Below are 24281 nucleotides of genomic sequence, written 5' to 3'. Positions count from 1 at the left end.
CATGATTGACCAGACTTTCATCCAGCAAGCCGCTGCCCGCCTCGACCGTGCCGAGCGCTCCCGCGAACAGGTGCGGCAGTTTTCCCTCGATCACCCGGGCATCACCATTGAGGATGCCTACGCCATCCAGCGTGCCTGGGTGGCACAAAAAATCCAGGACGGACGCAAGCTGGTCGGCCACAAGATCGGCCTGACCTCCCGCGCCATGCAAGTGTCATCGAACATCACCGAACCGGACTACGGCGCGCTGCTGGACGACATGCTCTTCGACGAAGGCACCGACATCCCCTTCGAGCGCTTCATCGTGCCGCGGGTGGAAGTGGAGCTGGCGTTCATCCTCGGCAAGCCCTTGAAAGGCCCCAACGTGACGGTGTTCGACGTGCTCGATGCCACCGAATGGGTGATCCCGGCACTGGAAATCATTGATGCGCGTATCCAGCAAATCGACCCGCAGACCAAGGCGACCCGCAAGGTGTTCGACACCATTTCCGACAACGCCGCCAATGCTGGGGTGGTCATGGGTGGTCGCGCCGTACGCCCGACCGAGATCGACTTGCGCAAAGTGCCGGCGGTGCTCTACCGCAACGGTGTGATCGAAGAGTCCGGTGTCTCGGCGGCGGTGCTCAATCACCCGGCCAAAGGCGTGGCCTGGCTGGCGAACAAGCTGGCGGCCTATGACGTCACCCTGCAACCGGGACAGATCATTCTTGGTGGCTCCTTCACCCGCCCCGTGGCCGCCAACCCCGGCGATACCTTCCATGTCGACTACGACATGCTCGGTTCCATCGCCTGCCGTTTCGTCTGATCGGAGACCGCCTCATGGACATGCCCATCAATACCTTCAAGCAACGCCTGCGCAGTGGAGAGGCGCAGATCGGCCTGTGGCTGGGGTTGGCCGATGCCTACTGTGCGGAACTGGCGGCCAATGCCGGCTTCGACTGGCTGCTGATCGACGGTGAACACGCGCCGAACGACTTGCGCACCCTGCTCGGCCAGCTCCAGGCCGTGGCGCCCTACCCCGGCCAGCCGGTAATACGCCCGGTGGTCGGTGACACGGCGCTGATCAAGCAGGTGCTCGACATCGGTGCGCAAACCCTGCTGGTGCCCATGGTGGAAAGCGCCGACCAGGCGCGTGAACTGGTGCGCGCCATCCACTACCCGCCCCAGGGTGTACGTGGCGTCGGCAGCGCGCTGGCCCGGGCGTCACGCTGGAATAGCATCCCCGGCTACCTCGACAAGGCCGATGAGCAGATGTGCCTGCTGGTGCAGATCGAGAGCCGCGAAGGCCTGGCCAACCTGGATGCCATTGCCGCGGTGGAAGGTGTGGATGGGGTCTTTATCGGCCCGGCGGACCTGAGCGCGTCCATGGGTTTTCGCGGCAACCCCGGCCACCCGCAGGTGCAAGCGGCCATCGAAGACGCCATCGCCCGCATCCGCCAGGCCGGCAAGGCCGCCGGGATTCTCAGCGCCGATGAAAAACTGGCCCGGCGCTACATCGAACTCGGCGCGGCGTTTGTCGCGGTGGGCGTAGATACGACAGTGTTGATGCGAGGCTTGCAGACACTGGCGGCGACGTTCAAGGACACGCCAAAGCCTGCGGCTGGCGGCGTGTACTGATCGTTATCAAATACCTTGTGGCAAGGGGATCTGTGAGAGCAAAGCTTGCTCGCGAAACAGGCACCTCGGTCTCTGAAAGACCGCAGCGTCTTCATCGCGGGCAAGCCTTGCTCCCACAGAAAACAACCAGCCCGGGATCTCAGCGCCTGATCATCTTCAGCTCATTGAGCAACCCCAGCAACGTCTGCAGTTTTTCCTCCCCTAACTGGTCCTGCAACCGCTGGTAATTCTCTTCCATGCTCTGGCTCATCGAATCGAAGCTCGCCTGCCCTTGCGGCGCCAGGCGCACCAGCACCCGCCGCTGATCCTGTTCGGCCTTGCGCCGCACCACCATGCCCGCCGCTTCCATGCGCACCAACACGCCGGTCATACTGGGCTTGAGGATGCAGGCCAGTTCGGCCAGGCGATTGATCTCCAGCTCGTCGTGCTGGCTGAGAATCCGGATGACCCGCCATTGCTGCTCGGTCAAGCCGTGCTGATTGAGGGAAGGCCGGAAAAACCCCATGGCCGCTTCACGGGCCTGTAGCAGGGTCAGGGTCAAGGATTGGCGCGGCTTGGGCATGGATTGAGTTCGCGAGAAGATTTAGTTAATGAGTTAACTAAATCTTAACAGCTTCCACCCATGCCGGACCATCCGCTCACAGAATCTGGACCAGGACCAAGTTCCGTCAACGCGACGGTTCCTGTGACGAGGGAGCTTGCTCCCGCTGGACTGCGCACATAACCCTGTGGGAGCGAGCTTGCTCGCGATAGGGGCCTGTCAGTCAACATCAGCTTCGACGTGGCCACCGCCATCGCGAGCAAGCTCACTCCCACAGGAATGCATCGGCTTGACCCGGGGTGGATACCAATCAAGTCGCTCAAAGGCCCTTGATCACACCCTTGAGCACTTGTTTGAAATGCTCGACCTGTTCCTCGCTGAACTGGCCGAACACCTTGTCCTGCTGTTCCCTGGCGATGGCCCAGAGCCCCTCGGTCTCATCGATGCCCTTGGCGGTCAGGCGTACCCGCTCGCCTTCATCGCTCACCAGGCCCTTGCGCTTGAGGTTGGCTACGGCTTCTTCGATCTCGCGCACCGGCATCGCCACCTCCCGCTGCAGGTCGCACAGGTTCAGCCCGGCGTCGTTCTCCAGCACCATCAACATCCGCGCTTCGCTGGTGCGCAACCCAGTGGACAACTGACGCGGCTGGTAGCTGGCCTGATAGGCCCGCAGCGCCTGGGTCATCAGGTAATACAGGTTATGGCTCAAGCGGCCCTGGAAATGACTGCTAGGGGACTGGCCCTCTTCCCGCTTGGTCATGCGAGTGTGGGGCAGCACCATCGAGTAGGCGCCCTGGTGATAGAGCAAGGGCGAGCGTCCGAAATCGTCAAAGGCCACGACCTTGCCGATCATGATCCAGTGATCGCCACCGTCGACCTGCTGGAATTTTTCACAGTGAAAACGCGCCGAGCAATCGACAAACACCGGAGCGCCACCTTCACCGGTCTCGAACTGGATGTCAGCGAAGCGGTCCTCCTTGGGTCGGGCGAAGTTGTTCGACAGGTCGATCTGGTCGGCGGCCAGCACGTTCACCGCAAAATGGCTGGCGGCTTCGAACACTTCGTGGCTGCTGGAGCGTTTGTCGATGCTCCACAGGATCAGTGGCGGGTCCAGGGACACCGAGTTGAAACTGTTGGCCGTCACACCGACCTTGCGGCCATCTTCAGTGGCGGCGGTGACCACGGTCACGCCGGTGGCGAAGTTACCCAGGGCCCGGCGGAAAGCGCGGGTGTCGAAAGCGGTATCACAAAGACTGGACATGCAAGACTCCCGGCCGCCTCAAGGGACGGCCTCGATTATTGTTCTAGGGTTCAGCGAACAGGCGTCAAACCATGGACGGATCGGGTTCGAGCCCCATCAGCTCACGACCGAGGATCTGCGCGCAGACGTCGTAGTCGGTGTAGGCATGGGCGCCGGTCAGGTGGGCATCGCGGAACAGCCGTTGCAACTCGTTGTTCTCGAACCAGGCGCCGCCGCCGGCCGCCTCCATCAAGCGGTCGACGGCCTGGATGCACATTTTGGTGGCGTAACCCTGGTTGGTCCGCCAGAACGCCAGGGTTTCCCGGCTGGGGTATTCGTGGCGCTCGCCATATTCGGCGTGCTCCTGCCAGGTTTTCTCGAGGAAGGCACGGGCGGCCGCCACCTGGTGGGTGGACTCGGCCAGGCGCATCAACGCCGGGGTGGCGGCGCCGACGGCGGCGCCGGTGTAGGCCCGCACGCGGTTCCTGGTTTTCTCGCGAAAGACCTCCAGCATGCGTTCGGCCACGCCCAGGCTGACCGTGGAGAAACCACTGGCGAAGTACGGCCGGTACGGCGAGTAGAAAATCTTGCTGTCGGGGTACAAGCCGAATCCACCGGACTTGCCTTCCATCATATCCTTGGCCTTCTGGATCCGGTGTTCCGGCACGAAAGCGTTGTCGATGATCAACGTCTTGCTGCCACTGCCGCGCATACCCACCGCGAACCAGTCATCGCGAATTTCATAGTCGCTGCGCGGCAGTACCGCAAAGCAATAGTCCTGGGTGCCTTCGGCGTTTTTCCGGCGAAACCCCACGATCGCCCATTCGGCGTGATCGCAACCGCTGCTCCAGCCCATTTCACCGCTGAACATCACACCGCCGTCGACTTCCTCGGTGCGGCCAAACGGCGCGATGCTGCTGCTGGCGGTGGCATCCGGGTCATCGCCCCAGACCTCTTGCTGGGCCTTGGCCGGGAACATCGCCAACTGATGGCTGTGGGTGCACAACAGGCTCATGGCCCAGGCCGTGCTAGCACAGGCACCGGCCAGCAGCGCGATGCAATCGGCGAACTGCGGCAGGGAAATCTCCAGCCCACCGTAGGGTTTCGGCTGGAAGGCCCGGTGCATGCCGATGCTTTTGAGCAAGGCGATATTCTCGGCAGGCACGCTACGGTCCTTCTCCGCCTGGAAGGCGTTGGCGGCGATGGCCGGCAGGAGGGGCTTGAGGTCTTCGAGCAGCGGGTTTGGCTTTTTCATGGACGGGCTCTTTTATTATTGGCATCTGCCGATCCCGCCTTTGCCCGGCAACCTCAGGTTGCACAAACAGCGGGATCCGTGATTAAGGCCGGTCCAGTATGGGCAATCGCGGGCAGGTGAAAAATGCACCTTCCAGATCCAAGATTGTACTTTTCATGGGGAAGGTTTCGGCGCCATGGCGCGCTCGGTCAAATCCCCCGGCACGGATGATCAAGACAAGCGCCCCGCCAAGGCTCTTAATAGGGCCATCCCCTGCAATGCCTTGCGTAGGCGTGGCAACGGAGTTTCCTTTCACTTTGTCAGGTTGCGTCATGATCAATATCGAAACGCCCACCTATTACACGGCCACCAAGAAATACAACCTCAGCTTCCCCACGCTGGAACAGGACGTGGAAGCCGACGTCGTGGTCATTGGCGGTGGTTTCTCCGGCATCAATACCGCGCTGGAACTCGCCGAAAAAGGCATCACCAACATCGTGGTGCTGGAGGCGCGTTACCTTGGGTTCGGCGGCACCGGGCGCAATGGCGGGCAGATCATGGCCGGCATCGGTCATGACCTGGAAAAGATCAAGAAGGACGTCGGTGAAGACGGCCTGCGCCAGGTCTTCGAGATCAGCGACCTGGGCGCCGACATCATCAAGGACCGTATCGCCAAGTACGCCATCGATGCCGACTTCTGCCACGGCTACGGCTACATGGGTTTCAACGCCCGCCAGGAAAAAACCCTGCGGGCCTGGGAAAAAGACTTCAAGTCGATCAACAGCAAACATGAGATCCGCTTCCTCGGCGGCTCCGACGTGCAGCAGATCATTGGCTCCAAGGCCTACAGCAGTGCATTGCTGCACATGGGCGGCGGGCATGTGCACTCGCTGAACCTGCTGTTGGGTGAAGCCCAGGCGGTGGTCAGCCACGGCGTACGGATCTTCGAAAACAGCCCGGCCCTGGAGGTCAGCTATGGCGAGCGCATCACCGTGCGCACCGGACGCGGCTCGGTCAGGGCCAGCAAGCTCCTCTGGGCCTGCGACAGTTTCCTCAACAAACTGGAACCGGAACTGCACCGCTCGACCATCAACACCTACGCCTTCCAGATGATGACCGAGCCACTGTCGGACGAACTGATCCAGCGCATCAGCCCGATTCGCGGTGCCTACAGCGACATTCGCCCGGTGATCGACTACTACCGCGTCACCAACGAAAACCGCCTGCTGTTCGGTGCCGCCACGCCGTTGGTGGAGCACATTCCCCAGGATCTCAAGGCCTGGAACCGGCGCCTGATGCTGAAGATCTTCCCATACCTCAAGGACGTGAAGATCGACCTGGCCTGGGGCGGGCCGATGGCCTGCAGCCCGAACCTGTTCCCGCAGATCGGCACCCTGCCCGGGCGCAGCAACGCGTTTTTCGTCCAAGGTTACTCAGGCTTTGGCGTCACCCCGAGCCACATCATCTGCAAGGTGCTGGCCGAAGGCATGAGCGAAGGCTCGGCGCGCTACGACCTGGTCAGCTCGATCCACCGCCCGACCATCATCGGCAAAGACGCCATTCGCCCATTGCTGCTGACCGCCGGCAAGTCCTGGCACCAGTTGTCGGGCTACTGGAACGGCCGTCGCTGACGGCCAACCTTCTTCTTTCTTCCAATCATCAGGAGTCACCTGCCATGCCCCTCATCACCCTCGAAAAAGACATCCAGCTGTCCGACCTGGACGCCTGGGGCACCGTTGCCGACCTGGGTTCGCAGATTCTCGAAGGCGAAGTCAAAGCCTTCGGCAAGATGACCTTCGGCGCCCCCACCGACCCGGTCAGCAGCGCCTACTTCGGCACTACCCAAGGCAAGTTCCGGATGGTCTACCCCTTCGCCGAACAAGCCACCGTGGTCACCGGTGAAGTGGTCCTCACCGACGAGGCCACCGGCCAGAGCACCCGCTACAAGGCAGGCGACAGCTGGTTCGTGACCAAGGGCACGCCGGTGCTGTGGGAAGTGGTCAGCGAAAGTTTCGTCAAGCACTACTTCGCGGTAGTCTGACCGGACAGGGCTGCCGGCCCACCCGGCAGCCCGCTTGCGAAGGTTGACCATGAACGTCATCGCCCAGGACATCGCCGGCCATTGCCTGCACGCCTTCACCCAACTGGTTCCCGTCAGCCGGGCGGCGTTCTACTGCGTCGATCGGCAGTTGCAAGCCCACGACTTCAGCCTCCATGGGATGAGCGGCGAGATGCACCGCGACTACCTGGACAATTACCGCCAGTTCGACCCCCTGCAACCGCGCCACTGCACCTCCAGCGAACTGGCCGTGGTGCCGCTGGGCCTGGCGATGGCCCGCCAACCGTTGCGTGACAACCATCGTTATCGCGACTTTCTGCAGCGCTACGGCGTGGTCGACGTGGTGGAAGTCTTCGCCCATCGCGATGGTCAGCCCCAAGCTGCGATTTCGTTGTTGCGCACCGCCGAGCAAGGCGTCTTCACCGGTCAGCAGTTGAGCCAACTCAGCGCGTTGCAGGCCTTGCTGCAACTGGCCGTGGCCCATTTGCCGGCCCATGAGGATGCACTGGGCGACTTGACGCCCAAGGAGCGCCAGATCGCCTGGCTGTTACGCCAAGGCGTCAGCAACAAGCAACTGGCCCGGGAACTGGGGGTGGGCTTGCCGACCATCAAGACTCACCTGATCCACCTGTTCCGCAAAGTCGGTGTGAGCAGTCGTACCGAGTTGGTCAGCGCACTGTTCCTCTGATCAACCATCTGGTTGATAGGCCGCCACTGCGCGGCGCCGCATGATCCGATTGGCTAATTCAACCATCGGAACCTTGCAAATGAGCACCTCTACAGACTGGATCACCGTCGGCGCCCTGGCCGATGGCTTTGCCCCCGAAGCCTTCATCCTGCCAAACCTGGCCGATCTGGACGGCAAGACGTTCACCCTGCTTTTCGCCAATGGCTGGCAGATCGAGCATCGCTTCGAGCGGGACACCCTGACCTGGAACGTCGCCGATGGGCACTCCAGCGGCACCGCGACCTACCGGGCCACATCCGTACGCCCGGGCCTGTACCTGGTGGACTTCATCAAGCGCGAAGGCGAGCTGACCTCGTCGATAAGCCTCGTGCTCGATACCGCCAGCGCCGCCTTCACCGCCGTGATCGGCCGCATGCCAAGCCAGCCGGAAACCGGCGAAGGCCTCTATAGCCGGGCATTGGCCGGCAAACCATTGACCTCGGTTCAAGTGCAGTTCCTGCACGGCAGCCTCGACCGTCCCTGGCAGCCGGGCCTGTGCCCGCACGCATCGACCACGGAGCTGGTGGGGCTGCGCAACCTGTATCGCTACAGCCCGAGCGAAGTCTACGAACACATTTACCTCAACGACCAGTTCTACTCCTGGCAGTGCCTCAAAGGCGTTGAGCAAGGCCTGTGCGACACCGATCGTTGCGACACCTACAAGATCGCCGATCAGTTGTATCTGTTCGTGTGGCGAGAAAAGATCATCCCGACCCTGGGGTTGGTGCTGATCGACCTGCAGCAGCACCGCAGTGACGGCAAGATCTTCGGCTATGCCGGTGAGTCCTTCGACGAGTTTTCCAATTTCCCGGTCAGTTCCTACTGCCAGGTGCTCAATCAGACGGAGTATCCCGATGCCTGAATCACGTACCGTGGTGATCACCGGTGCCGGCACCGGTATCGGCGCCGCCTGCGCCCGCCTGTATGCCGCCGAAGGCGCCAACCTGGTGCTGATCGGCCGTCGTCACGCGCCCCTCGAAGCCCTCGCCGGGGACATCGGCGGCCTGGTGTTGGTGGGCGACGCGGCCTGTCCAAACGCCTGGGATGGCTTCGTCGAGCAGATTCGCACCCGTCATGGCCGACTCGACGTGCTGCTCGCCTGTGCCGGTGGCTTGGGAATGGGCAGCGCCACTGAGACTCAGCCATCGGCCTGGCAAGCGGCCCTGCGCAGCAACCTCGACAGCGCCTTCTACAGCGCCCGGGCGTGCCTGCCACTGCTGCAGGAAAGCGCCGGCAATATTGTGCTGATCGCCTCCATCGCTTCATTGGCGGCAGGCCCCCACGTGTGCGGCTACACCACCGCCAAGCACGCCCTGCTGGGCCTCAACCGCTCCCTGGCAAGGGATTACGGGCCTCACGGCGTACGGGTCAATGCGGTCTGCCCAGGCTGGGTCCGCACCCCCATGGCCGATGAAGAAATGCAGGCGTTGATGCAGTTCCATGGCGAAACGTTGCAGCAGGCCTATGACCGGGTCTGCGCCGACGTGCCGTTGCGCAGGGCTGCCAGTGCGGAGGAAATCGCCAACGTCTGCCGCTTCCTGGCCTCGCCCGATGCGTCGATCATCACCGGGGCGACGCTGGTGGCCGATGGCGGCTCCAGCATCGTCGACGTGCCGACACTGGCCTTCAGCCGGATGGAGGCCAGCGATGTCTGAGGATCTGGATTTCAGTGGCCAGACCGTACTGGTTACGGGCGGCGCCCAGGGCATTGGCCGGGCCATCGTCGAAGCGTTTGCCCTGCGCGGGGCACGCGTGGTCATTGCCGACCTGGGCCTGGCGCGCGCCGAGGCGCTAGCCGACGAACTGACGGCCGTGGGTTGTCAGGTGCAGGCGGTGGGCGTTGACCTGGCCGACGCGACGGCGATCTTCGAAATGATGACCGCGCTGGAACAGCGCTTGGGGAGGCTGGATACCCTGGTGCACAACGCCGGGTATTTTCCGTTGATGCCGTTCGCCGAGATTACCCCGGCGATGCTTGAACGGACGCTGGCGGTGAACCTGTCGGCGCTGTTCTGGCTGACCCAGGCGGCGCTGCCGATGTTCCGGCGCCAGGGCCGAGGCTGCGTGCTGGTGACCTCCTCGGTCACCGGCCCGCGGGTGGCGTATCCGGGGCTCAGCCACTACGCGGCCTCCAAGGCCGGGGTCAATGGTTTCATTCGCAACGCCGCGCTGGAGCTGGCGGCCGAGAATGTCCGCGTCAACGGGGTCGAGCCGGGCATGATCGCGACACCGGCCATGGCCAACCTGGGCGACGATGAAGTCAACCAGGACATTGCCCGCCGGGTGCCGCTGGGTCGATTGGGCCAACCGAGCGACATCGCCGGCGCCATGCTGTTCCTGGCTTCGGGCCTGGCCAGTTATGTGACCGGGCAGACGTTGGTGGTCGATGGGGGTTCGACGTTGCCGGAGGTTTGAACCGATGGGAGCGGTGCCTCGCTGACGATGGTGGTGAATGTACCGCCGTCATCGCGAGCAAGCTCGCTCCCACACTTTCCAGTGTCCCTCACAAAAAGTATGTTCATCACAAATCCCTTTGTGGGAGCGAGCTTGCTCGCGATAGCGATCGTCCAGTCAACGACGGCCTCATTCAAGCCACCCCCTGCCCCACCTGCAAACGGCTGGAGCGAAACTCCTTGGGCGACAGCTCGAACTGCTTCTTGAACGAACGGCTGAAGTGCGCCGAATCGGTAAAGCCCCATTTGTAGGCGATCGAAGTAATGGACTCGTCCCGCAGGAACGGGTTGGTCAGGTCATCGGCGCTGCGCTTGAGGCGGGCCCGCTGGATGTAGCGGCAAACGCTGTCATCCTGCTCTTCGAACAAGCGATACAGATGCCGCACCGAGATATTCAGTCGATTGGCCAGGCCAACCGGGCTGAGACCGGGCTGGGTGAGTGATTCGTCGATGACCCTCTGCACATAGCTGCGCAGGTGACTGCCCTGCAAGGCCACCCCTTCGTCACGGCCATCGCTCCCCTGTTCCAGGGCCGAGCCCAACAGTGAAACGAAGGCACTCTGCAAGGCTTCACCCTCGCCCGCGGCGCCCTCGCCGTCCGGCGTGTCCTTGCACAGTTGGTCCATCAACACATGCAGCATCCGCCCACACGCCTTGCTGGACGAAACCTTGCCGAAGGTCTTGGTTTCTCCGCCCAATTGTCGCGACACGTCCTGGCGAGACAAAGACAGCACCGCGTGTTCGATCAGGCCGAACGGGCTGATCTCAAGCGCCCCCACGGAATCCATCAGCAGCAGTTCACCGGGGGCCAGCTGAATGCTCAAGCCGTTCTGGGTAATGCGGCAGTAGCCGCTGCGCTGGCTGACCAGGAAGCAATCCTGGTCATCGTCGTGATCCGCGTTGGGTAGGTGACGCTTGATGCTACCGGCGTTGGTGCGCAGGTTCGCGAGGGCAAGGCCACCCCGATGGAAATTCGACACTTCACCAATAAACAGCGAACGATTAAAGGCCAGCTCGGTATCGAAGTGGCCGCAAGTCGCCCGCAGATCCCGGTTCCAGATGTCCAGACCGTCCTGCCCAACCTGTTGCATGCTCATGGCATTCTCCGCAGTGGCTTATTGTTTTTGTGCGGCAATAGTTAACATGTTATCTATATGCACGCAACAAGTACCTGATCGCCAGAGCAGAAGCAGGAATGATGCCAGGGCAGCACAACAGAATCAGAGCGTTGCCAGCACCCGCTGCAGGCCGCTCAAGGTTGCCAGCAAGACGCCGCGCTGCTCGCGGCTCAACGGGATATACCGACGAAAGGCCGGCATGCGATTGACCACTTCGCTACCGCCCATGTGTTCCAGGCGCACGCACCACTGGCGTCCCTGCAAATCGATGCTCAACCGTTTGAAATCCAGCGGCATGAGGGCCTGATACAACGCAGGATCCTGCTCCACCGCCGCCTGCAACCGGGCCGCCAGGTCACTGCGCCCGTCCCGCTGCCGGCAGCGAATACCACTGCGCCGAACAGCCCCGCTGTGGTGCAGTTCCAGGCGCGCCGTGCCCTCTCGGGAGGCAGGCACGCGCAGGACAAACTCGGTCATTACCAGGTGCATCAACAACTGCGACTCGGTGCGTTCGACGATCTCCAAGTGCAAGCTGCCGTCGTCGGTGACTGCCGTGGCCATAGCCGGGCCCGTGACCTCCAATCGTGCCAATGCAAGGTTGCGCCGCAGGTGCTCCAGGGTCACCCCGGGCCGATAACCAGCCGGGGTGCGCTGGGCGCTGAACAACTCAGACAGTTTTTGCAGCAGGGTCGACAAACTCGCCCGCAAGTTGCCCTGGCTCATGGGAGAACTCCTTGGCCAACACGTCTTCTACCGACGCTGGCTTGAATGGATTGACCTTCTGTACCACCAGGGTCCAGAACAAGGCGTACGCTGCCGTGCCACCGAGCATCACCGCGAAGGGCACGTAGATGTCTGCCGGGTTCATGCCGGGCGGCGTGATGAACCACATGCCCAGCATAATGCCGACACTGGACAGGATCTGTGGCAACGGGAACCACGGCGAGCGATAGGCCCGCGGCAGATCGGGACGACGAATCCGCAGGCTGACCACCGACACGGTCACCAGCAGGTAGGCAAAACTCCAGGCGCACACCGCGGCCAGCACCAGGTGCATGATGTTGTCGGTATTGCCGCCCAGCCACCACGCGTGCAGGCACGGAATCAGCATCGCCACCAGGATGCACAGCAACGGCGTCTTGAAGCGTGGGTGCAGATAAGTGAAGACCTTCGGCAACGCACCGTCCACCGCCATGCCGTAGAGAATCCGCGGTACGCCGGCCATCAGGGTGTTGATGGTCGCCGCACCGGCAAACAGAAAGCCAATGCCCAGCCACATCGGGCCAATATCGCCCATGACCTGTTCTGCGAAGCGTGGAATCGCCATGGGGGTGTCCAGCAGATGCACGCCGCTGGTGGCATCGAGCAGCACGTTTTCCACTTGGCGCTTCATCGCCGCACCGTAGATGAACATGCAGGTGGCGACGCTGAACAAGCCAAGCATCATGGCCCGGGGCATGGTCCGGGCGGACTGGCGCAGGTCCGGTGCCAGCGGCGTGACGAATTCGCAGCCGACAAACATGAACATGGCCATGCCCACCAGCGACAGCACCGTGACCATATCGGTGCCCACCACGGACGCGCCAAACCAGCCCTCCAGCTCCACTGCCGGAGCGGCGATCAGGCCCAGCACGCCGAACACCATCAGGGTGGTCCACATGCCGAACGTCAGGATGATTTCGGCCCGGCCAAAGGCGCTGACGCCGAACGCGTTGAGCACGCCAAAGACCACCACGAACCCCACGCCCAGCAACCAGGAGCCGCCTGCCGATTCAGCCAGGGTGTTGAGGTGTTCGAAGTTCACCAGGGCCATGACACCGGCCAGGATAGTCTCGGCGGTGCCGGCGAACACATGGACAATCAGATAGGCCGACAAGGTGCCCGTAATCGCGAAGAAACGTCCCATGCCACAGTTGATATAGTCATAGACCGAGCCGGTGGTCGGGAGAATCGACGCCGCCTCGGCAAACGTCGTCGCCTGGGCCAGCATCATCACCACGGCGATCAGCATCGCCACGGCAAAGGCGCTGCCGCCAATACCAAAGCCCATGGTCGCGGTGAGAATCACGGGACTTGCCATGATCAGGCCAATGGTGCTGGCCAACGCGGTGGGAAAACCCACCGAACCCCGGTTCAAGTGCTCGGTGAGCCTGTCATTGATTGACATCGTGCGGATCCTCGAAAGCGGATTTTTAGTATGGATGCCACAGCCGTCCAGGAGCCGGCGATCATGCCTTCCCCAACCGGTCCCTGATCGAAACGGCGTTGCGTGCAGCCTTACTCTGCGCCGCCCCGCCCCGGGCGTCTTGCCCGTGTCTGCCGCCGGTTTTGTTGCTGCCTGCCAACGCTGCCACGCTGGCGGCCTGGATCAACTCCATGGCAGGCAGGTGAAAGACTTCCCCGGGTGTCGCTCCCTTTAATGCGCGCTCTGCTGTCCTATCACACTGGGGAATCCACCATGGAGCACACACCGTACACCTTTGCTGCGCAATGCCCATCGGCTTGGGCATCGCCCTGCTGGTCGCCGATTCACCGGCCCAGGCTTATGAGCTTTATTCCGACGAAGACACCATCGTCATCGGCAACTTCCTGGAGGTCTACGGGCTGTTCAACAGCCGCAAGAACTACGACGGCTACACCGGTGGTTCAAGCTGGCGCGAAGGCTTCATCAAGTATGGCCTGAGTATCGACCAGACACTCGGCAACCTGGGCAGTTTCTACGGGACGGCCAACCCTGGAATACACCGCCGCGCCTGGCACCCTGGGGCTGGCCTATATCCATGGCATCGATGTCGATGACCGCTACGCCAGCAACTTCCAGAAACAGCGCGAAGGCATGGACATCTACAGCCTGCGCGGCGCCGGCAATGCTGGCATCGAAAACGCCCACTTCTCCTTCGAGTACGCCTGGCAGGACAAGGACGCGGGCCCGGAGAAAGCCTGGTACGGCGAAGCCGGCTACACCTTCCGACCTGCCCTGGATACCGGACCTGACCTATCGCTACAGCCGTTACTCCAAGGACTGGGACTCGATGTTCAACGGCCAGAACCGTGGCGGTTGCCTTCTGAACGTGGCGGGAGCTGCTCAGACGGCAGCTCCCGCTCGGCCTACTATTTGTGCTGATGCAACATGGTCTGGATCTGATGGGTCGCCTGCCGGGTGCTCTGCGCCAGCTTGCGCACCTCATCGGCCACGACTGAGAAACCGCGCCCGACATCTCCGGCCCTGGCGGCTTCAATCGCGGCGTTCAAGGCGAGCAGATTGGTCTGGTCGGCGATGCCCTTGATCACCCCTACCACCGTGGCAATCTGGGCGTAGGTCACCTGGTTCTGTTCGAGCATGCGCTGATGGGTGGACTGGGCCGAGCGCTCATCGCTGATATCACGCACCGCACCAATGACTCGCACCAGTTGCCCATGCGAGTCGCGTACCGCCCGACCGCGTTCACGACACCAGATGTAATCCCGGGTCTTGTGGCGCATCCGGTATTCGAAGACGTATTCACCGCTGCCCTGGGAGCCAAGGATTTCCCGGTCGAAAATGGCCATGATCTTGGGCAAGTCGTCCGGGTGGGTGATGCCGACCTGGGCATCCCAGCCATCGGGCAAGTCATCCGGCCCATACCCCAGCAGCGAACGGAACTGACTGGAAAAGCGCATGCCACTGGCCGGATGCTGGAGGTCACCGTTGACGACCGTGATATCCCAGCAGCCTTCAGTCAGGGTCGATTGCAGCAACTCCCAGATCTGCGCATCCTGGCGTTGTTGCTGTAGCTGCCGGCTGTGTTCGCCCAGTCGAACTTCAAGCGCCTGCTCGCGCTCAAGGGCTTGCTCCAATTGCTGGCGAACCCTGTGCATCTCACCCTCGCAGTGCTGCCATTGCAGGGTTTGCGCCTGTAGTTGTGCTTCGACCTGATGCAGATGTGCAGTTGCGCTCGCCACCTGCCGTGCATGCTGCTCAAGGACGGTGCGCAGTTGCGGATACGCGTCGAGCTGCGGCGTGTGCTCCGTTTCGCCGGTCAGCACGCGTTGCACCTGCGCAGTCAACGCCAGTCTCTGTTTGTTGGTCTGGAGAAACATCGCCCGCCCCTATGCCATCAAGTCGAAACCCGGATCTGATCGCAAACCGGCCAGGCTGGCTTGTCCCTGCCTGCACGAGGCCTTGCTCCTGGCTGCCAACCACCCAGGCTGGCAGCCACAGACATACGGCGCGGCAGGCTCAGTCAAGCTGGATGGTCCTGCCGGGATTACCCTCAAGGCTTTCCCTATTCGTGATCAGGAAACCCTCATGAGCGATATTGCCCTGCTGCCTCAGGTCGAAGCCTTCCTCGGCAGACATCACGCCCTGTTCATCGACGGTGGCTACGTAGAAAGCCAGAGCAGCCAGACACTTGACGTCGTCAATCCTGCCAACGGCCAAGTCATCGCCCAGGTCAGCGACGCCACTTCCGGCGACATTGATGTGGCGGTGGAGTCGTCCCGCCGCGGCTTCAAGCAGTGGTCGCAAACGGCACCCGCGGTCCGCGGCCATGTGCTGCTCAAATTGGCAGACCTGCTGGAACGCAACCGCGAAGAGCTGGCGCAGATCGAGACCTGCCAGTCGGGGAAGATCATCCACATCTCCCGGGCCTTCGAAGTCGACCAGGCCGCTCATTTCCTGCGTTACTACGCTGGCTGGGCGACCAAGATCAACGGCGAGACGATCACTCCCTCGTTGCCCTCCTTCGCTGGCGAACGCTACACCGCATTCACCCTGCGCGAACCGGTTGGGGTGGTAGTCGGTATCGTGCCGTGGAATTTCTCCACCATGATCGCCATCTGGAAACTGGCCTCAGCCCTGGTGACCGGTTGCAGCGTCATCATCAAGCCCAGCGAGTTCACCCCCCTGACCATTCTGCGCATCGCCGAACTGGCCATGGAGGCCGGCCTGCCGGCCGGGGCCCTGAATGTGTTGACAGGCGGCGGCCAGGTGGGCAAAGGGCTGATCGAACACCCGGGCACCAACAAGGTTTCATTCACCGGCTCCGTGCCCACCGGCCTGGCGGTGGGCCAGGCGGCCATGGGTGCCGGGTTGACCCGGGCGACCCTGGAATTGGGCGGGAAGAATGCGGCGGGGTTCCTGCGTGACATCGACTCCGAGGCGGCGGTCAACGGCATCATCGAGGCGGGTTTTCTGCATTCGGGACAAATCTGCGCGGCGGCGGAACGGTTCTTCGTCCACCGCTCGCAGATCGAGTCGATCATGGACAAACTGGCCCAGCGCCTGGGCAAACTCATCATCGGCTCGCCCCTGGACGAGCGCACCGAGTTCGGCCCGGTAACCAACCGCCAGCACCAGCACAAACTCGCGGAGTTCTTCGCCAAGGCCCACGCGCAGAACAACACCATTATCCACGGCGGCAAGCTGATCGATGGGCCGGGTTGCTACGTCGAGCCGACCATCATCCTCGCCAATCGCCGCGACGACGCCTTGCTCAACGAAGAAACCTTCGGCCCGATCGCCACGTTCTTTCCTTACGACACTGAGGAGGAACTGCTGGAACTGATGAACGACACGCCCTACGGCCTGAGCGCCAGCCTCTGGACCAACGACCTGGGCAAGGCCCTGCGCATGGTCCCCGCCATCGAAGCCGGCACGGTATGGGTGAACATGCACACCCTGCTCGACCCGGCCGTGCCTTTTGGTGGCAGCAAGTCTTCCGGGGTGGGCCGTGAATTCGGCAGTGCATTCATCGACGACTACACCGAACTGAAATCGGTGATGATCCGCTACTGACCTTCAAGGGCTCTGTGACGATCCCAGAGCCCTACCAGCAAAAATCCCGCTTGTGGGAGCGAGCTTGCTCGCGATAGCGGACTATCAGCCAACCATGATGCCGACTGACGCTCCGCCATCGCGAGCAAGCTCGCTCCCACATGGGTTCTTCGGTGTCCACAGATCCAGTATCCGCCCGCAATCCCTTGTGGGAGCTGAGCTTGCTCGCGATAGCGGAGCGTCAGCAATGATGATGCCGACTGACCCAACGCCTTCGCGAGCAAGCTCGCTCCCACAGTTTTTCCGAGTCGTCCAAGGCATCCGCGACCACCACAGTTTCACCGCTGGCAGGCGTTGACCGCTGGGACGCGGCCGCGCCAGGGTTGGGCGCGTTCCAGTTGGGCGGCCAGGGCCAGCAAGGTATTTTCCTCGCCAAAGCGTCCGGCAAAATGCGCCCCCATCGGCAACCCATAGGCACTCCAGGACAACGGTACTGACATCGCCGGCTGGCCGCTGGCATTGAACAGCGCGGTGAATGGCGAATAGCTGTGGTAGCGCTCGATCAGTTGATCCAGGCTCATGCACACATCCTGCAGGTCCAGCTCGCCAATCAGCACCGGCTCGCGAGTCAGGACCGGGGTCAGGATCACGTCGTAATCCTGCATGAACACCGCCAACTGCCGGCCGAGGGCATGAATCCATTCCACCGCCGCGGCATATTGAGCGCCGCTGACGTTGCCCTTGTCCCGCAAGATGATCCGGGTGCGCACCTCCAGTTCTTCGGCCTGCACGGCAAACCCACGCATCTGGCCCAGCAGGTCGACATAGTGACGAGAGCTGGCGCCAATGATGGTGAACACGTGGTCGAGAAACTCCAGCAACCCCACCGGCAGGCTCACCGGTTCGACACGATGCCCCAGGGCCTCGCACAGCCGGGCCGCCTCGCCCACGGCCTGGAGACTTTGCGGCGTGGTGGGCCAAGGGCCGAGCTGTTCGACCAGGGCAATGCGCAGCGGCTTGGGATCGGCTTGCACCGCCATCGCATACGGCAACGCCTGGATCGGCGCGGCATAGGGCGCGCCCAGGTCCATGCCGGCGGTGGCGTCCAGCAACGCCGCACTGTCACGCACCGATAAGGTAATCGCATGGGGCGTGCCCATGCCCGCCCAGCCCTCGCCCACTATCGGCCCCGACGGCATCAGGCCACGGCTGGGCTTGAACCCGAACACACCACAGCAAGACGCCGGCACTCGCAATGAACCGCCGCCGTCGTTGCCATGGGCGAACGGCACCACGCGGGCCGCCACCAACGCCGCCGCGCCGCCACTGGAGCCACCGGCGCTGTGCTCGCTGCTCCAAGGATTGCGGGTAGCACCAAAGCGCGCGGACTCGGTGGAGTACGACGTGCCGAACTCCGGCGAAGTGCTGGTGCCCATCACTTGGCATCCGGCACGGCGCAGGCGCGTCACGACTTCCGATTCGAAATCCGCCCGAAAGTCGCCCAGTGCGCGAGAGCCGTTGGTCATCGCCGCGCCGTGGACCGGCGAAAACAGGTCTTTGATCAAGGTCGGCACACCGGCCAGCAGGCCTTGGCCAACTTGTGGCGTGCGCGCTACTTGCCGGGCCGAATCGTACAGCCGCTCGGCCACCGCATTGAGCTGCGGCTCGACCCGCTCCAGGCGTTCGATAGCGGTTTCCAGCAGTTCGCCGGGCTGGACTTCGCCACGCCTGACCCACTCGGCCAGCGCCGTGGCGTCTTCACTGTCCATCAGATGGTGGATGTCTTGCATACCCATGTTTCAGATTCCTTATGTCACGACGATTGATGTGATCCGACGGTGCTCGCCTGCCCCTGGCCCCGTGCGCGCAGGCCGGCAATGACCCAGAGCAGTGCCAAGGCAAAACTGGCCAGGGCCAGCCACTGAATGGCGTGACGCAGGTCACCGGCGAAGACAACCACCAACGCCACCACCAGTGGACTGATGAATTGGCCGATGTACAGGCACGAGGTAAACCCGCCCAAGCCCCGGCCGCGGGTGCTGGCGGTCAAGGCATTCATCACCGGCGCCATCACGTTGGGCACCAGCAACCCGGCCCCCAGGCCCTGGATGAACACCGCCACCAGCACAGCGTTGTAGCTTTGCCCGCGCATCAGTAACCACAGCCCCACGCCCATCAGGCCGAGCAACAATGCGTTGCAACCGGCGATGCCGAAGCGACGGCGCAGCAACGGCCACATCAGCGAACCACCCAAGGTCGCCAACAGGCTCAGTCCCGCCGCCAGGCCGATCATCGTGCTGGAGGTGATGCCCAAGCTGACCAACAGCGTCGGCGCCTGGATCGGCATGATGAACGTCAGGACCATGCCGCCCAGGATCATCAGGTAGCCGACCAGCAGTGGTAGTACGGCGACCTTCGCCGCAGCCGACTCATCGACGTGCTGCTCGACCTTCTGCCGCTTCGCCACCGGCGGTTCCCAGAGCACTTTCATCATGGCCGGCACCAGCAGCAGTGGCAGCAGATACAACAGGAATGGCGCACGCCACGAGTGCTCCCCGAGCACACCGCCCACCACGAAAAACAGCGCCCCCACCAGGCCGATAGTCACCACCTGCCGGTTGACGTAGCGCAGTCGCTCCTCGCCCTGCCAATAGTCGGCGATCAGCGTCGCGCAGCAGGTCATCACCGCCGCCTCCGTGCACCCGAACAACAGCCGCACACCGACAATCGAAGGCAGGTTATCGAGCAGGGCCGGCAAGGCGCCGAGCAAGGCGTAGAGCACCGTGGCAATCACCAGCAAAGCCTTGCGTCCAACCCGGTCGGCCAACCAGCCAGCCAACGGCGCGCACACGGCAATCGCCAGGGCCGGACCGGTAATCGCCAACGGCACCAACAGATCGCCGCGCGGTTCCAAGGGACCGAATTCGGCACCCAACCGGGGCAGGATCGGCGTGACCATCACCGCGCCCATGATCGTCAGGCTGCTGCCCAGCATCAGCACCCCGCCTTCGCGCCAACTGGCCTGGCGCGACGGGATGGCCGCCGTTGAAACGGAACTTGATTGGTTCATGACGAGCCCCTATTAGAAACTGTGGGAAATACGCAGCGCCGCGGTATAGCCCTCGGCGCGGTTGCGCGCATCGAGCTCCTTGTAGACATGCAGCCACACCGGTGGAATGCCGGGTTTGAAGTAGCTCACCGCCGGCCCGACGGCCAGCACCCGGGCGCGATTGCCGGTTTCCAGCCCCGGCGCGTCGTCATCGGTGAACTGACGGTAGTAGTACCCGCCCACGCCCAAGGTCCATGGCCCGACGTGCTGGCCCACGGCAAATTCGTGACGGTACTCGACGCCGTTCTTGTAGTCGGTGGCGTGGTTGCGGGTGTTGATGTCGGCTTCAAAGCTCGAAGACACCTCGAAGCCGCTGTCGGAGATGTACGTGGCGTTGAGGATCGGCGAAAAGGTCCAGTGGTTGAGACCCGGCGAGATCAAGCGATCCTGGTCGTAGTCGCCGGTGGGGGCCTGGATCTGGAACTGGGCATTGACGAACAGGTTCGGCGAAAGGGTCCACTGCAGGATCACCGGCAGCACCTGCATGTCGGCCATGCGAAACGGATCGGCCTCCAGGTTCAGTGGGCCGACAGGGGTCTGCACCTGTAGCGACGCGTCCATCTGGAAGAACGGTACGACGGCACCGAAGCCATACTTGGCGCCCAGCACGGTGTAATCGGTCATGCGCATGTAGGCGACGCCGATGGACAAGACATCCAGGGAGAAATTGTTGTCCACGGACTTGCCGTGGCGATCCTTCTGCACGTTGGCCGAATAGAACGCAGTACGCAGGCCGACGGTGCCAAAGGGTGTGGCCGGCGGCATCATGCCCGCGCCAAAATCATAGACCCCGACCGCCGTGGTCGGCGCGCCGTTTTCGGTGCCATGGGCAGCGGTGCAGGCACCGATCAGCCCCAGGGTTAACCACGTACAGTGCCAGACGTTTGTTTTTTTGTTTTGGTACATCGAATGCCCCTCCGACCATGTGGTGTCGGGGTCATCCTAGGGAGCCGGCCGGTCAGCCGTTATCCGTTTTCAGCACAGATGCGTGCGACGCAAGGTGTGTGACGGGGTTTCACCAAACAGGGTCCGGTAATCACTGGAAAACCGGCTCAAATGCCAGAACCCCCAGCGTGCCGCCACCTCCTGCACCCCCAGCACCTGATTGCCATTGCGCAGCTCACGGCGCACCGCATTGAGGCGCAACGCCCGCAGATAAGCCACCGGATTGATGCCCAGGGTCTCTTGGAAGCAATACTGCAGTTTGCGTCGGCTGGCACCGATGTGGTTGCACAGGTCGAGGATCGACAGCGGCTCATCGACATGGGCCAGGGCGTACTCCCGGGCGCGGTCGACCATACGTTTGCGCGCCGTGGGACTGAGCGGCGGCGCCTCGTCCGGCGCCACCAGTTCCAGTATGTGCAGCATCACCGTGTCACGCAGGCCCCGGCGAATCGACTCGTACCCCAGCAACGAATCACGCCCCTGCTCGCCCCCTTCAAGCTCATCGAACAACGCCGCAAGCTCGGCGGGCAGCGTCGAGTTGCCAAGACGGTAACACTTGGGAAGATCGGTAATTCGAAAGCGACTGCCTTGCCGCTCCAGCACATGCTCCAACGCCTGCTCGTCGATGGCGACACCGAGCAGATCCAGATGCTGGGGCGTGCGCAACTCAGGCAGGTTATGCCCATGGGCGACCAATAGGCTGGGTTCGACAATCGGGTGCCCGGAGCAAAAGACCGGCCCATCCGCACTCAGTGGCACGCTGAAGGTGATGGCGCCCTCCCAGGCCATGCCTTGCTTGGTCAGGGCCTGATTAGAGCGGTCGCGCACCAACTGCATCCAATCCGAGCGGAACTCGATCAACTCGCCGTCGAAGCGACCGGGGGTCAACTGGTCATAGCAAACCTGCCAGCCCCCCATGTTGCGGGCGTGCTCGTCGATGTCCGTGGTACGAAACCGATTGATCGGCAGCATCGGCAACCCATCCGACGAGACCGCTGGCTGCGCCATGTTGTCATTGTTCATTGACCCGACCTTTGATGATTCCAGGGCTTATGGGTCAAAGCTCAGGCAAGTTCCATTCCGCCCCGTGGAGCGGTCGTGCAATTGTGCCAAAAACGGATAACCGGCCCGGATTCAGCTGCCAGCGTCGGCATGGGCCTCTTCGAAGAAATAGTCCTTCCAGCTGTCAGCCTTGTTTTTCAACACGCCCAGTTCATGCAGTTTTTCGGCATAGATGTAGGTGCGTTGCGGAACGACGGTGAAGTCGATTTCGGGGTCGGTGACGATTTTTTCCACCAACGCCAGCGGCAACTTGGACTGTTCTACGCGGATGTAGGTCTGGGCAGCGGCCGGCTTGTCGGCCTTGATGATGCCTTGCGCCTCTACCAGGGCATCGTAGAACGCCTTGTAGGTCTTGGGGTTTTCGTCGTGGAATTTTTCCGTGGTGTAGAGCACGTTGAACGTCGCCGGCCCGCCCAGCACATCATAGGAACTGAGCACCTTGTGCACGTTGGGGCTTTGCAGTGCCTGGTACTGGAACGGTGGGCTGGAGAAGTGCGAATTGATCTCCGACTGGCCGGCGATCAGCGCCGCCGTCGCATCCGGGTGCGGAAGGCTGACCGAGATGTCGTCGAATTTCTTGAAGTGATCGTTGCCGAACACCTTGGCGGTTTCGATCTGCAACGTGCGCGATTGGAATCCGACCCCTGCGGCCGGGACAGCGATCCGGTCCTTGTCGGTGAAGTCCTTGAGGCTCTTCACGTTCGGGTTGTTGGTCAGCAGGTAGTTGGGCATCGACCCCAGCGAGGCGATGGCCTTGACGTTCTGCTTGCCGCGGGTCCGATCCCAGATCGTCAGCATCGGTGGAACGCCTGCCGACACCACATCCAGGGCGCCGGTCAGCAAGGCTTCGTTCATCGCCGTCGCGCCGGAAATGCTGTTCCAGTCCACTTTGATATCCAGGCCCTGGGCCTTGCCATGCTTCTCGATGAGCTGCTGGTCACGCACCACATCCAGGATCAGGTAGCCGATACCGAATTGCTGGGCGATGCTGATCTTGCCCTCGGCGTGGGCCAAGGGATTGAGCAGCGCGGTGGCCGCCAGGGAAACCAACAAGGTGAGCGCAGGACGCTTGAAAGCCATGGTCTGGTGAACCTCACAGTAGGTGAAAGACTGAAGACTACGACTTTAAAGCTATAAGAATATTAATTTAAATACCTTAATAGCATATCAATAGCACCTAAATGTCCGGCATCCGAGCCCATGAATCGCCCTCATGGGCACGTTCCCTTGATAACCTTGCAGACCTCCCCTGACGAACACCAGCGCGAAGCGAACATGAACGAGATGAGCCTGGATATCGGCATCGCCGCCGAGTCCGTTTCCCAGCCGCGCACCCTGGTATTCCTGGCTTACCCGCAGATGGGTTTGCTGGACCTGACCGGGGCCCAGACCGTGTTCTGGGCCGCCACCAAAGCCATGACCGAGCGCGGCCTGCCCGGCTACGCCATGCACACCGCGAGCCTGGCCGGCGGGTTGATGCAAAGCGCCGAAGGCCTGGTCGTGAACACCCGTGCCCTGCATGAGCTCGACGGGACACTCATCGACACGCTGATCGTCCCCGGCGCACCGGACATTCGGCAGGCGATGATCGACTGTGTCGACCTGGTGCACTGGCTGCGCAAGGCCTCGGTCCAGGCCAGGCGCACCGCATCGGTGTGCAGCGGCACCTTCCTCATGGCCCAGGCCGGCTTGCTGGACGGACGCCGTGCCGCCACCCATTGGGCCATGTGCGAGATGCTCAAGAGCGGTTTCCCGTCGGTTGAGGTGGACCTCGATGCGATCTTCGTCCAGCAGGGCAACGTGTGGACCTCGGCCGGTGTCAGCGCCGGCATCGACATGGCCCTGGCATTGGTCGAAGCCGACTGTGGTCGCGATGTGGCCTTGCAGGTGGCCCGTGAGCTGGTGGTGTTTCTCAAGCGCCCCGGCGGGCAGGCGCAGTTCAGCCAACTGTTGCAATTGCAGATGCAAGAGAGCGCCGGCTTCGATGAACTGCACGTGTGGATTTCCCAGCACCTGGACGACAACGACCTCACCGTCGAACGGCTGGCCCGGCAGGCCAGGATGAGCCCGCGCAATTTTGCCCGTGTCTATAAACGCCAGACCGGCCGGACCCCGGCCAAAGCCATCGAGATGTTCCGCCTTGAAGCGGCGCGTCGAATGCTCGAAGACTCCCCGCGCAACATCGACCAGATCGCCCGATCCTGCGGTTTCGGTGACGAGGAACGAATGCGCCACACATTTCAGCGCCATCTCTCGATATCCCCCCGGGAGTATCGCAGCCGATTTTCTCGCTGAGTGCGAAACCCTTGCGCAACTGTCCGTCAGGCTACTCGCCTGGATTGGGGCCGACGGCAGAAGTGGCGAGGGAGCTTGCTCCCGCCGGGCCGCGCAGCGGTCCCCTCTCTTTGGCACCGCTTGGCG

At 62.5% G+C, this 24281-nt stretch carries 21 protein-coding genes and 2 pseudogenes; 11 read left to right on the top strand and 12 right to left on the bottom strand.

Annotated elements, in window-relative coordinates; genetic code table 11:
* Position 1: 1 nt before the first annotated feature.
* Positions 2-805 carry a 2-oxo-hept-4-ene-1,7-dioate hydratase gene (hpaH, locus tag BLQ55_RS25475; RefSeq protein WP_092205208.1) on the top strand — a complete coding sequence of 268 codons (804 nt, stop codon included), beginning with the start codon at positions 2-4 and terminating at the stop codon, positions 803-805.
* Between the two features lie 14 nt (positions 806-819).
* Positions 820-1617: a 4-hydroxy-2-oxoheptanedioate aldolase gene (gene hpaI, locus BLQ55_RS25470; protein ID WP_092205209.1), complete on the top strand. Its 798-nt coding sequence runs from the start codon at positions 820-822 to the stop codon at positions 1615-1617.
* 139 nt (positions 1618-1756) lie between these two features.
* Here hpaI and hpaR read toward each other — a convergent pair whose 3' ends face one another.
* The 3 genes from hpaR to BLQ55_RS25455 form a co-directional block, all read right to left on the bottom strand.
* Positions 1757-2179, bottom strand: coding sequence for a homoprotocatechuate degradation operon regulator HpaR (gene hpaR / locus BLQ55_RS25465; protein WP_060742164.1), 423 nt, complete (start codon positions 2177-2179; stop codon positions 1757-1759).
* Between the two features lie 298 nt (positions 2180-2477).
* Positions 2478-3419, bottom strand: a complete 942-nt coding sequence (locus BLQ55_RS25460; protein ID WP_092258017.1) for a p-hydroxyphenylacetate 3-hydroxylase reductase component — start codon at positions 3417-3419, stop codon at positions 2478-2480.
* A gap of 64 nt (positions 3420-3483) precedes the next feature.
* Positions 3484-4653, bottom strand: coding sequence for a p-hydroxyphenylacetate 3-hydroxylase oxygenase component (locus tag BLQ55_RS25455; RefSeq protein WP_092258014.1), 1170 nt, complete (start codon positions 4651-4653; stop codon positions 3484-3486).
* A 311-nt stretch (positions 4654-4964) separates the two neighbouring features.
* Here BLQ55_RS25455 and BLQ55_RS25450 point away from each other — a divergent pair, with 311 nt between their 5' ends.
* From BLQ55_RS25450 to BLQ55_RS25425, 6 genes are all read left to right on the top strand, one after another.
* A complete protein-coding gene (locus BLQ55_RS25450; protein WP_092205212.1) occupies positions 4965-6263 on the top strand; it encodes an NAD(P)/FAD-dependent oxidoreductase in 1299 nt (432 codons plus the stop codon).
* A gap of 44 nt (positions 6264-6307) precedes the next feature.
* The gene (locus BLQ55_RS25445) at positions 6308-6673 is read left to right on the top strand and encodes a cupin domain-containing protein (RefSeq protein ID WP_053122428.1); all 366 of its coding nucleotides are present in this window, start codon (positions 6308-6310) and stop codon (positions 6671-6673) included.
* Between the two features lie 49 nt (positions 6674-6722).
* Positions 6723-7379 carry a helix-turn-helix transcriptional regulator gene (locus BLQ55_RS25440; RefSeq protein ID WP_092205213.1) on the top strand — a complete coding sequence of 219 codons (657 nt, stop codon included), beginning with the start codon at positions 6723-6725 and terminating at the stop codon, positions 7377-7379.
* Positions 7380-7458: 79 nt separating this feature from the next.
* Complete coding sequence (locus tag BLQ55_RS25435) at positions 7459-8280, top strand: molybdenum cofactor biosynthesis F family protein (RefSeq protein ID WP_092258011.1); 822 nt, start codon at positions 7459-7461, stop codon at positions 8278-8280.
* Positions 8273-9073: an SDR family NAD(P)-dependent oxidoreductase gene (locus tag BLQ55_RS25430; protein WP_092258008.1), complete on the top strand. Its 801-nt coding sequence runs from the start codon at positions 8273-8275 to the stop codon at positions 9071-9073. The genes BLQ55_RS25435 and BLQ55_RS25430 overlap by 8 nt, the downstream gene beginning before the upstream one ends.
* Entirely contained in the window at positions 9066-9833 is a 768-nt protein-coding gene (locus BLQ55_RS25425) for an SDR family oxidoreductase (protein WP_092258005.1), read from the top strand. The genes BLQ55_RS25430 and BLQ55_RS25425 overlap by 8 nt, the downstream gene beginning before the upstream one ends.
* Before the next feature lie 172 nt (positions 9834-10005).
* Here BLQ55_RS25425 and feaR read toward each other — a convergent pair whose 3' ends face one another.
* The 3 genes from feaR to BLQ55_RS25410 form a co-directional block, all read right to left on the bottom strand.
* Entirely contained in the window at positions 10006-10968 is a 963-nt protein-coding gene (feaR, locus tag BLQ55_RS25420) for a transcriptional regulator FeaR (protein WP_092205217.1), read from the bottom strand.
* Positions 10969-11091: 123 nt separating this feature from the next.
* Positions 11092-11712, bottom strand: coding sequence for a DUF3156 family protein (locus BLQ55_RS25415; protein WP_176814252.1), 621 nt, complete (start codon positions 11710-11712; stop codon positions 11092-11094).
* Positions 11657-13156 (bottom strand): APC family permease, encoded by a 1500-nt coding sequence (locus tag BLQ55_RS25410; protein ID WP_072347849.1) that lies wholly within the window; start codon positions 13154-13156, stop codon positions 11657-11659. The genes BLQ55_RS25415 and BLQ55_RS25410 overlap by 56 nt, the downstream gene beginning before the upstream one ends.
* A gap of 323 nt (positions 13157-13479) precedes the next feature.
* On the opposite strand from BLQ55_RS25410, the pseudogene BLQ55_RS25405 reads away from it, so the two are divergent.
* A pseudogene (locus BLQ55_RS25405) lies at positions 13480-14045 on the top strand (hypothetical protein); the annotation flags it as partial.
* Between the two features lie 64 nt (positions 14046-14109).
* Here BLQ55_RS25405 and BLQ55_RS32995 read toward each other — a convergent pair.
* Positions 14110-14649 (bottom strand): annotated as a pseudogene (locus tag BLQ55_RS32995) (PAS domain-containing methyl-accepting chemotaxis protein); the annotation flags it as partial.
* Between the two features lie 628 nt (positions 14650-15277).
* Between BLQ55_RS32995 and BLQ55_RS25395 the strand changes: the two are divergent.
* Positions 15278-16765: an aldehyde dehydrogenase family protein gene (locus tag BLQ55_RS25395; protein WP_092258002.1), complete on the top strand. Its 1488-nt coding sequence runs from the start codon at positions 15278-15280 to the stop codon at positions 16763-16765.
* A 317-nt stretch (positions 16766-17082) separates the two neighbouring features.
* Here the strand turns inward: BLQ55_RS25395 and BLQ55_RS25390 are convergent, their stop codons facing one another.
* The 5 genes from BLQ55_RS25390 to BLQ55_RS25370 form a co-directional block, all read right to left on the bottom strand.
* Positions 17083-18540, bottom strand: coding sequence for an amidase (locus BLQ55_RS25390; RefSeq protein ID WP_092198547.1), 1458 nt, complete (start codon positions 18538-18540; stop codon positions 17083-17085).
* Positions 18541-18557: 17 nt separating this feature from the next.
* Positions 18558-19814, bottom strand: coding sequence for an MFS transporter (locus BLQ55_RS25385; RefSeq protein WP_092257999.1), 1257 nt, complete (start codon positions 19812-19814; stop codon positions 18558-18560).
* Between the two features lie 12 nt (positions 19815-19826).
* Positions 19827-20759, bottom strand: coding sequence for a SphA family protein (locus BLQ55_RS25380; protein WP_092198541.1), 933 nt, complete (start codon positions 20757-20759; stop codon positions 19827-19829).
* Positions 20760-20828: 69 nt separating this feature from the next.
* Complete coding sequence (locus BLQ55_RS25375; protein ID WP_092257996.1) at positions 20829-21821, bottom strand: helix-turn-helix domain-containing protein; 993 nt, start codon at positions 21819-21821, stop codon at positions 20829-20831.
* 111 nt (positions 21822-21932) lie between these two features.
* Positions 21933-22940, bottom strand: coding sequence for an ABC transporter substrate-binding protein (locus BLQ55_RS25370; protein ID WP_092141298.1), 1008 nt, complete (start codon positions 22938-22940; stop codon positions 21933-21935).
* A 204-nt stretch (positions 22941-23144) separates the two neighbouring features.
* Here BLQ55_RS25370 and BLQ55_RS25365 point away from each other — a divergent pair, with 204 nt between their 5' ends.
* Positions 23145-24155 carry a GlxA family transcriptional regulator gene (locus tag BLQ55_RS25365; RefSeq protein ID WP_092258066.1) on the top strand — a complete coding sequence of 337 codons (1011 nt, stop codon included), beginning with the start codon at positions 23145-23147 and terminating at the stop codon, positions 24153-24155.
* The last annotated feature ends 126 nt before the right edge of the window (positions 24156-24281 follow it).

The sequence above is a fragment of the Pseudomonas sp. NFACC13-1 genome (assembly GCF_900104425.1).
In the GTDB taxonomy this organism is placed as follows: domain Bacteria; phylum Pseudomonadota; class Gammaproteobacteria; order Pseudomonadales; family Pseudomonadaceae; genus Aquipseudomonas; species Aquipseudomonas fluorescens_AA.
This window is presented reverse-complemented; position numbering and strand designations above follow the sequence as displayed.

What these genes read in the sequence shown, in the direction of transcription:
- BLQ55_RS25455 (WP_092258014.1), bottom strand. Translation starts at nt 4,653, where the DNA reads ATGAAAAAGCCAAACCCGCTGCTCGAAGACCTCAAGCCCCTCCTGCCG.
- BLQ55_RS25415 (WP_176814252.1), bottom strand. Translation starts at nt 11,712, where the DNA reads ATGAGCCAGGGCAACTTGCGGGCGAGTTTGTCGACCCTGCTGCAAAAA.
- BLQ55_RS25440 (WP_092205213.1), top strand. Translation starts at nt 6,723, where the DNA reads ATGAACGTCATCGCCCAGGACATCGCCGGCCATTGCCTGCACGCCTTC.
- BLQ55_RS25390 (WP_092198547.1), bottom strand. Translation starts at nt 18,540, where the DNA reads ATGGGTATGCAAGACATCCACCATCTGATGGACAGTGAAGACGCCACG.
- BLQ55_RS25385 (WP_092257999.1), bottom strand. Translation starts at nt 19,814, where the DNA reads ATGAACCAATCAAGTTCCGTTTCAACGGCGGCCATCCCGTCGCGCCAG.
- BLQ55_RS25365 (WP_092258066.1), top strand. Translation starts at nt 23,145, where the DNA reads ATGAGCCTGGATATCGGCATCGCCGCCGAGTCCGTTTCCCAGCCGCGC.
- BLQ55_RS25435 (WP_092258011.1), top strand. Translation starts at nt 7,459, where the DNA reads ATGAGCACCTCTACAGACTGGATCACCGTCGGCGCCCTGGCCGATGGC.
- hpaI (WP_092205209.1), top strand. Translation starts at nt 820, where the DNA reads ATGGACATGCCCATCAATACCTTCAAGCAACGCCTGCGCAGTGGAGAG.
- BLQ55_RS25375 (WP_092257996.1), bottom strand. Translation starts at nt 21,821, where the DNA reads ATGAACAATGACAACATGGCGCAGCCAGCGGTCTCGTCGGATGGGTTG.
- BLQ55_RS25445 (WP_053122428.1), top strand. Translation starts at nt 6,308, where the DNA reads ATGCCCCTCATCACCCTCGAAAAAGACATCCAGCTGTCCGACCTGGAC.
- hpaR (WP_060742164.1), bottom strand. Translation starts at nt 2,179, where the DNA reads ATGCCCAAGCCGCGCCAATCCTTGACCCTGACCCTGCTACAGGCCCGT.
- BLQ55_RS25460 (WP_092258017.1), bottom strand. Translation starts at nt 3,419, where the DNA reads ATGTCCAGTCTTTGTGATACCGCTTTCGACACCCGCGCTTTCCGCCGG.
- BLQ55_RS25425 (WP_092258005.1), top strand. Translation starts at nt 9,066, where the DNA reads ATGTCTGAGGATCTGGATTTCAGTGGCCAGACCGTACTGGTTACGGGC.
- BLQ55_RS25410 (WP_072347849.1), bottom strand. Translation starts at nt 13,156, where the DNA reads ATGTCAATCAATGACAGGCTCACCGAGCACTTGAACCGGGGTTCGGTG.
- feaR (WP_092205217.1), bottom strand. Translation starts at nt 10,968, where the DNA reads ATGAGCATGCAACAGGTTGGGCAGGACGGTCTGGACATCTGGAACCGG.
- BLQ55_RS25370 (WP_092141298.1), bottom strand. Translation starts at nt 22,940, where the DNA reads ATGGCTTTCAAGCGTCCTGCGCTCACCTTGTTGGTTTCCCTGGCGGCC.
- hpaH (WP_092205208.1), top strand. Translation starts at nt 2, where the DNA reads ATGATTGACCAGACTTTCATCCAGCAAGCCGCTGCCCGCCTCGACCGT.
- BLQ55_RS25430 (WP_092258008.1), top strand. Translation starts at nt 8,273, where the DNA reads ATGCCTGAATCACGTACCGTGGTGATCACCGGTGCCGGCACCGGTATC.
- BLQ55_RS25450 (WP_092205212.1), top strand. Translation starts at nt 4,965, where the DNA reads ATGATCAATATCGAAACGCCCACCTATTACACGGCCACCAAGAAATAC.
- BLQ55_RS25380 (WP_092198541.1), bottom strand. Translation starts at nt 20,759, where the DNA reads ATGTACCAAAACAAAAAAACAAACGTCTGGCACTGTACGTGGTTAACC.
- BLQ55_RS25395 (WP_092258002.1), top strand. Translation starts at nt 15,278, where the DNA reads ATGAGCGATATTGCCCTGCTGCCTCAGGTCGAAGCCTTCCTCGGCAGA.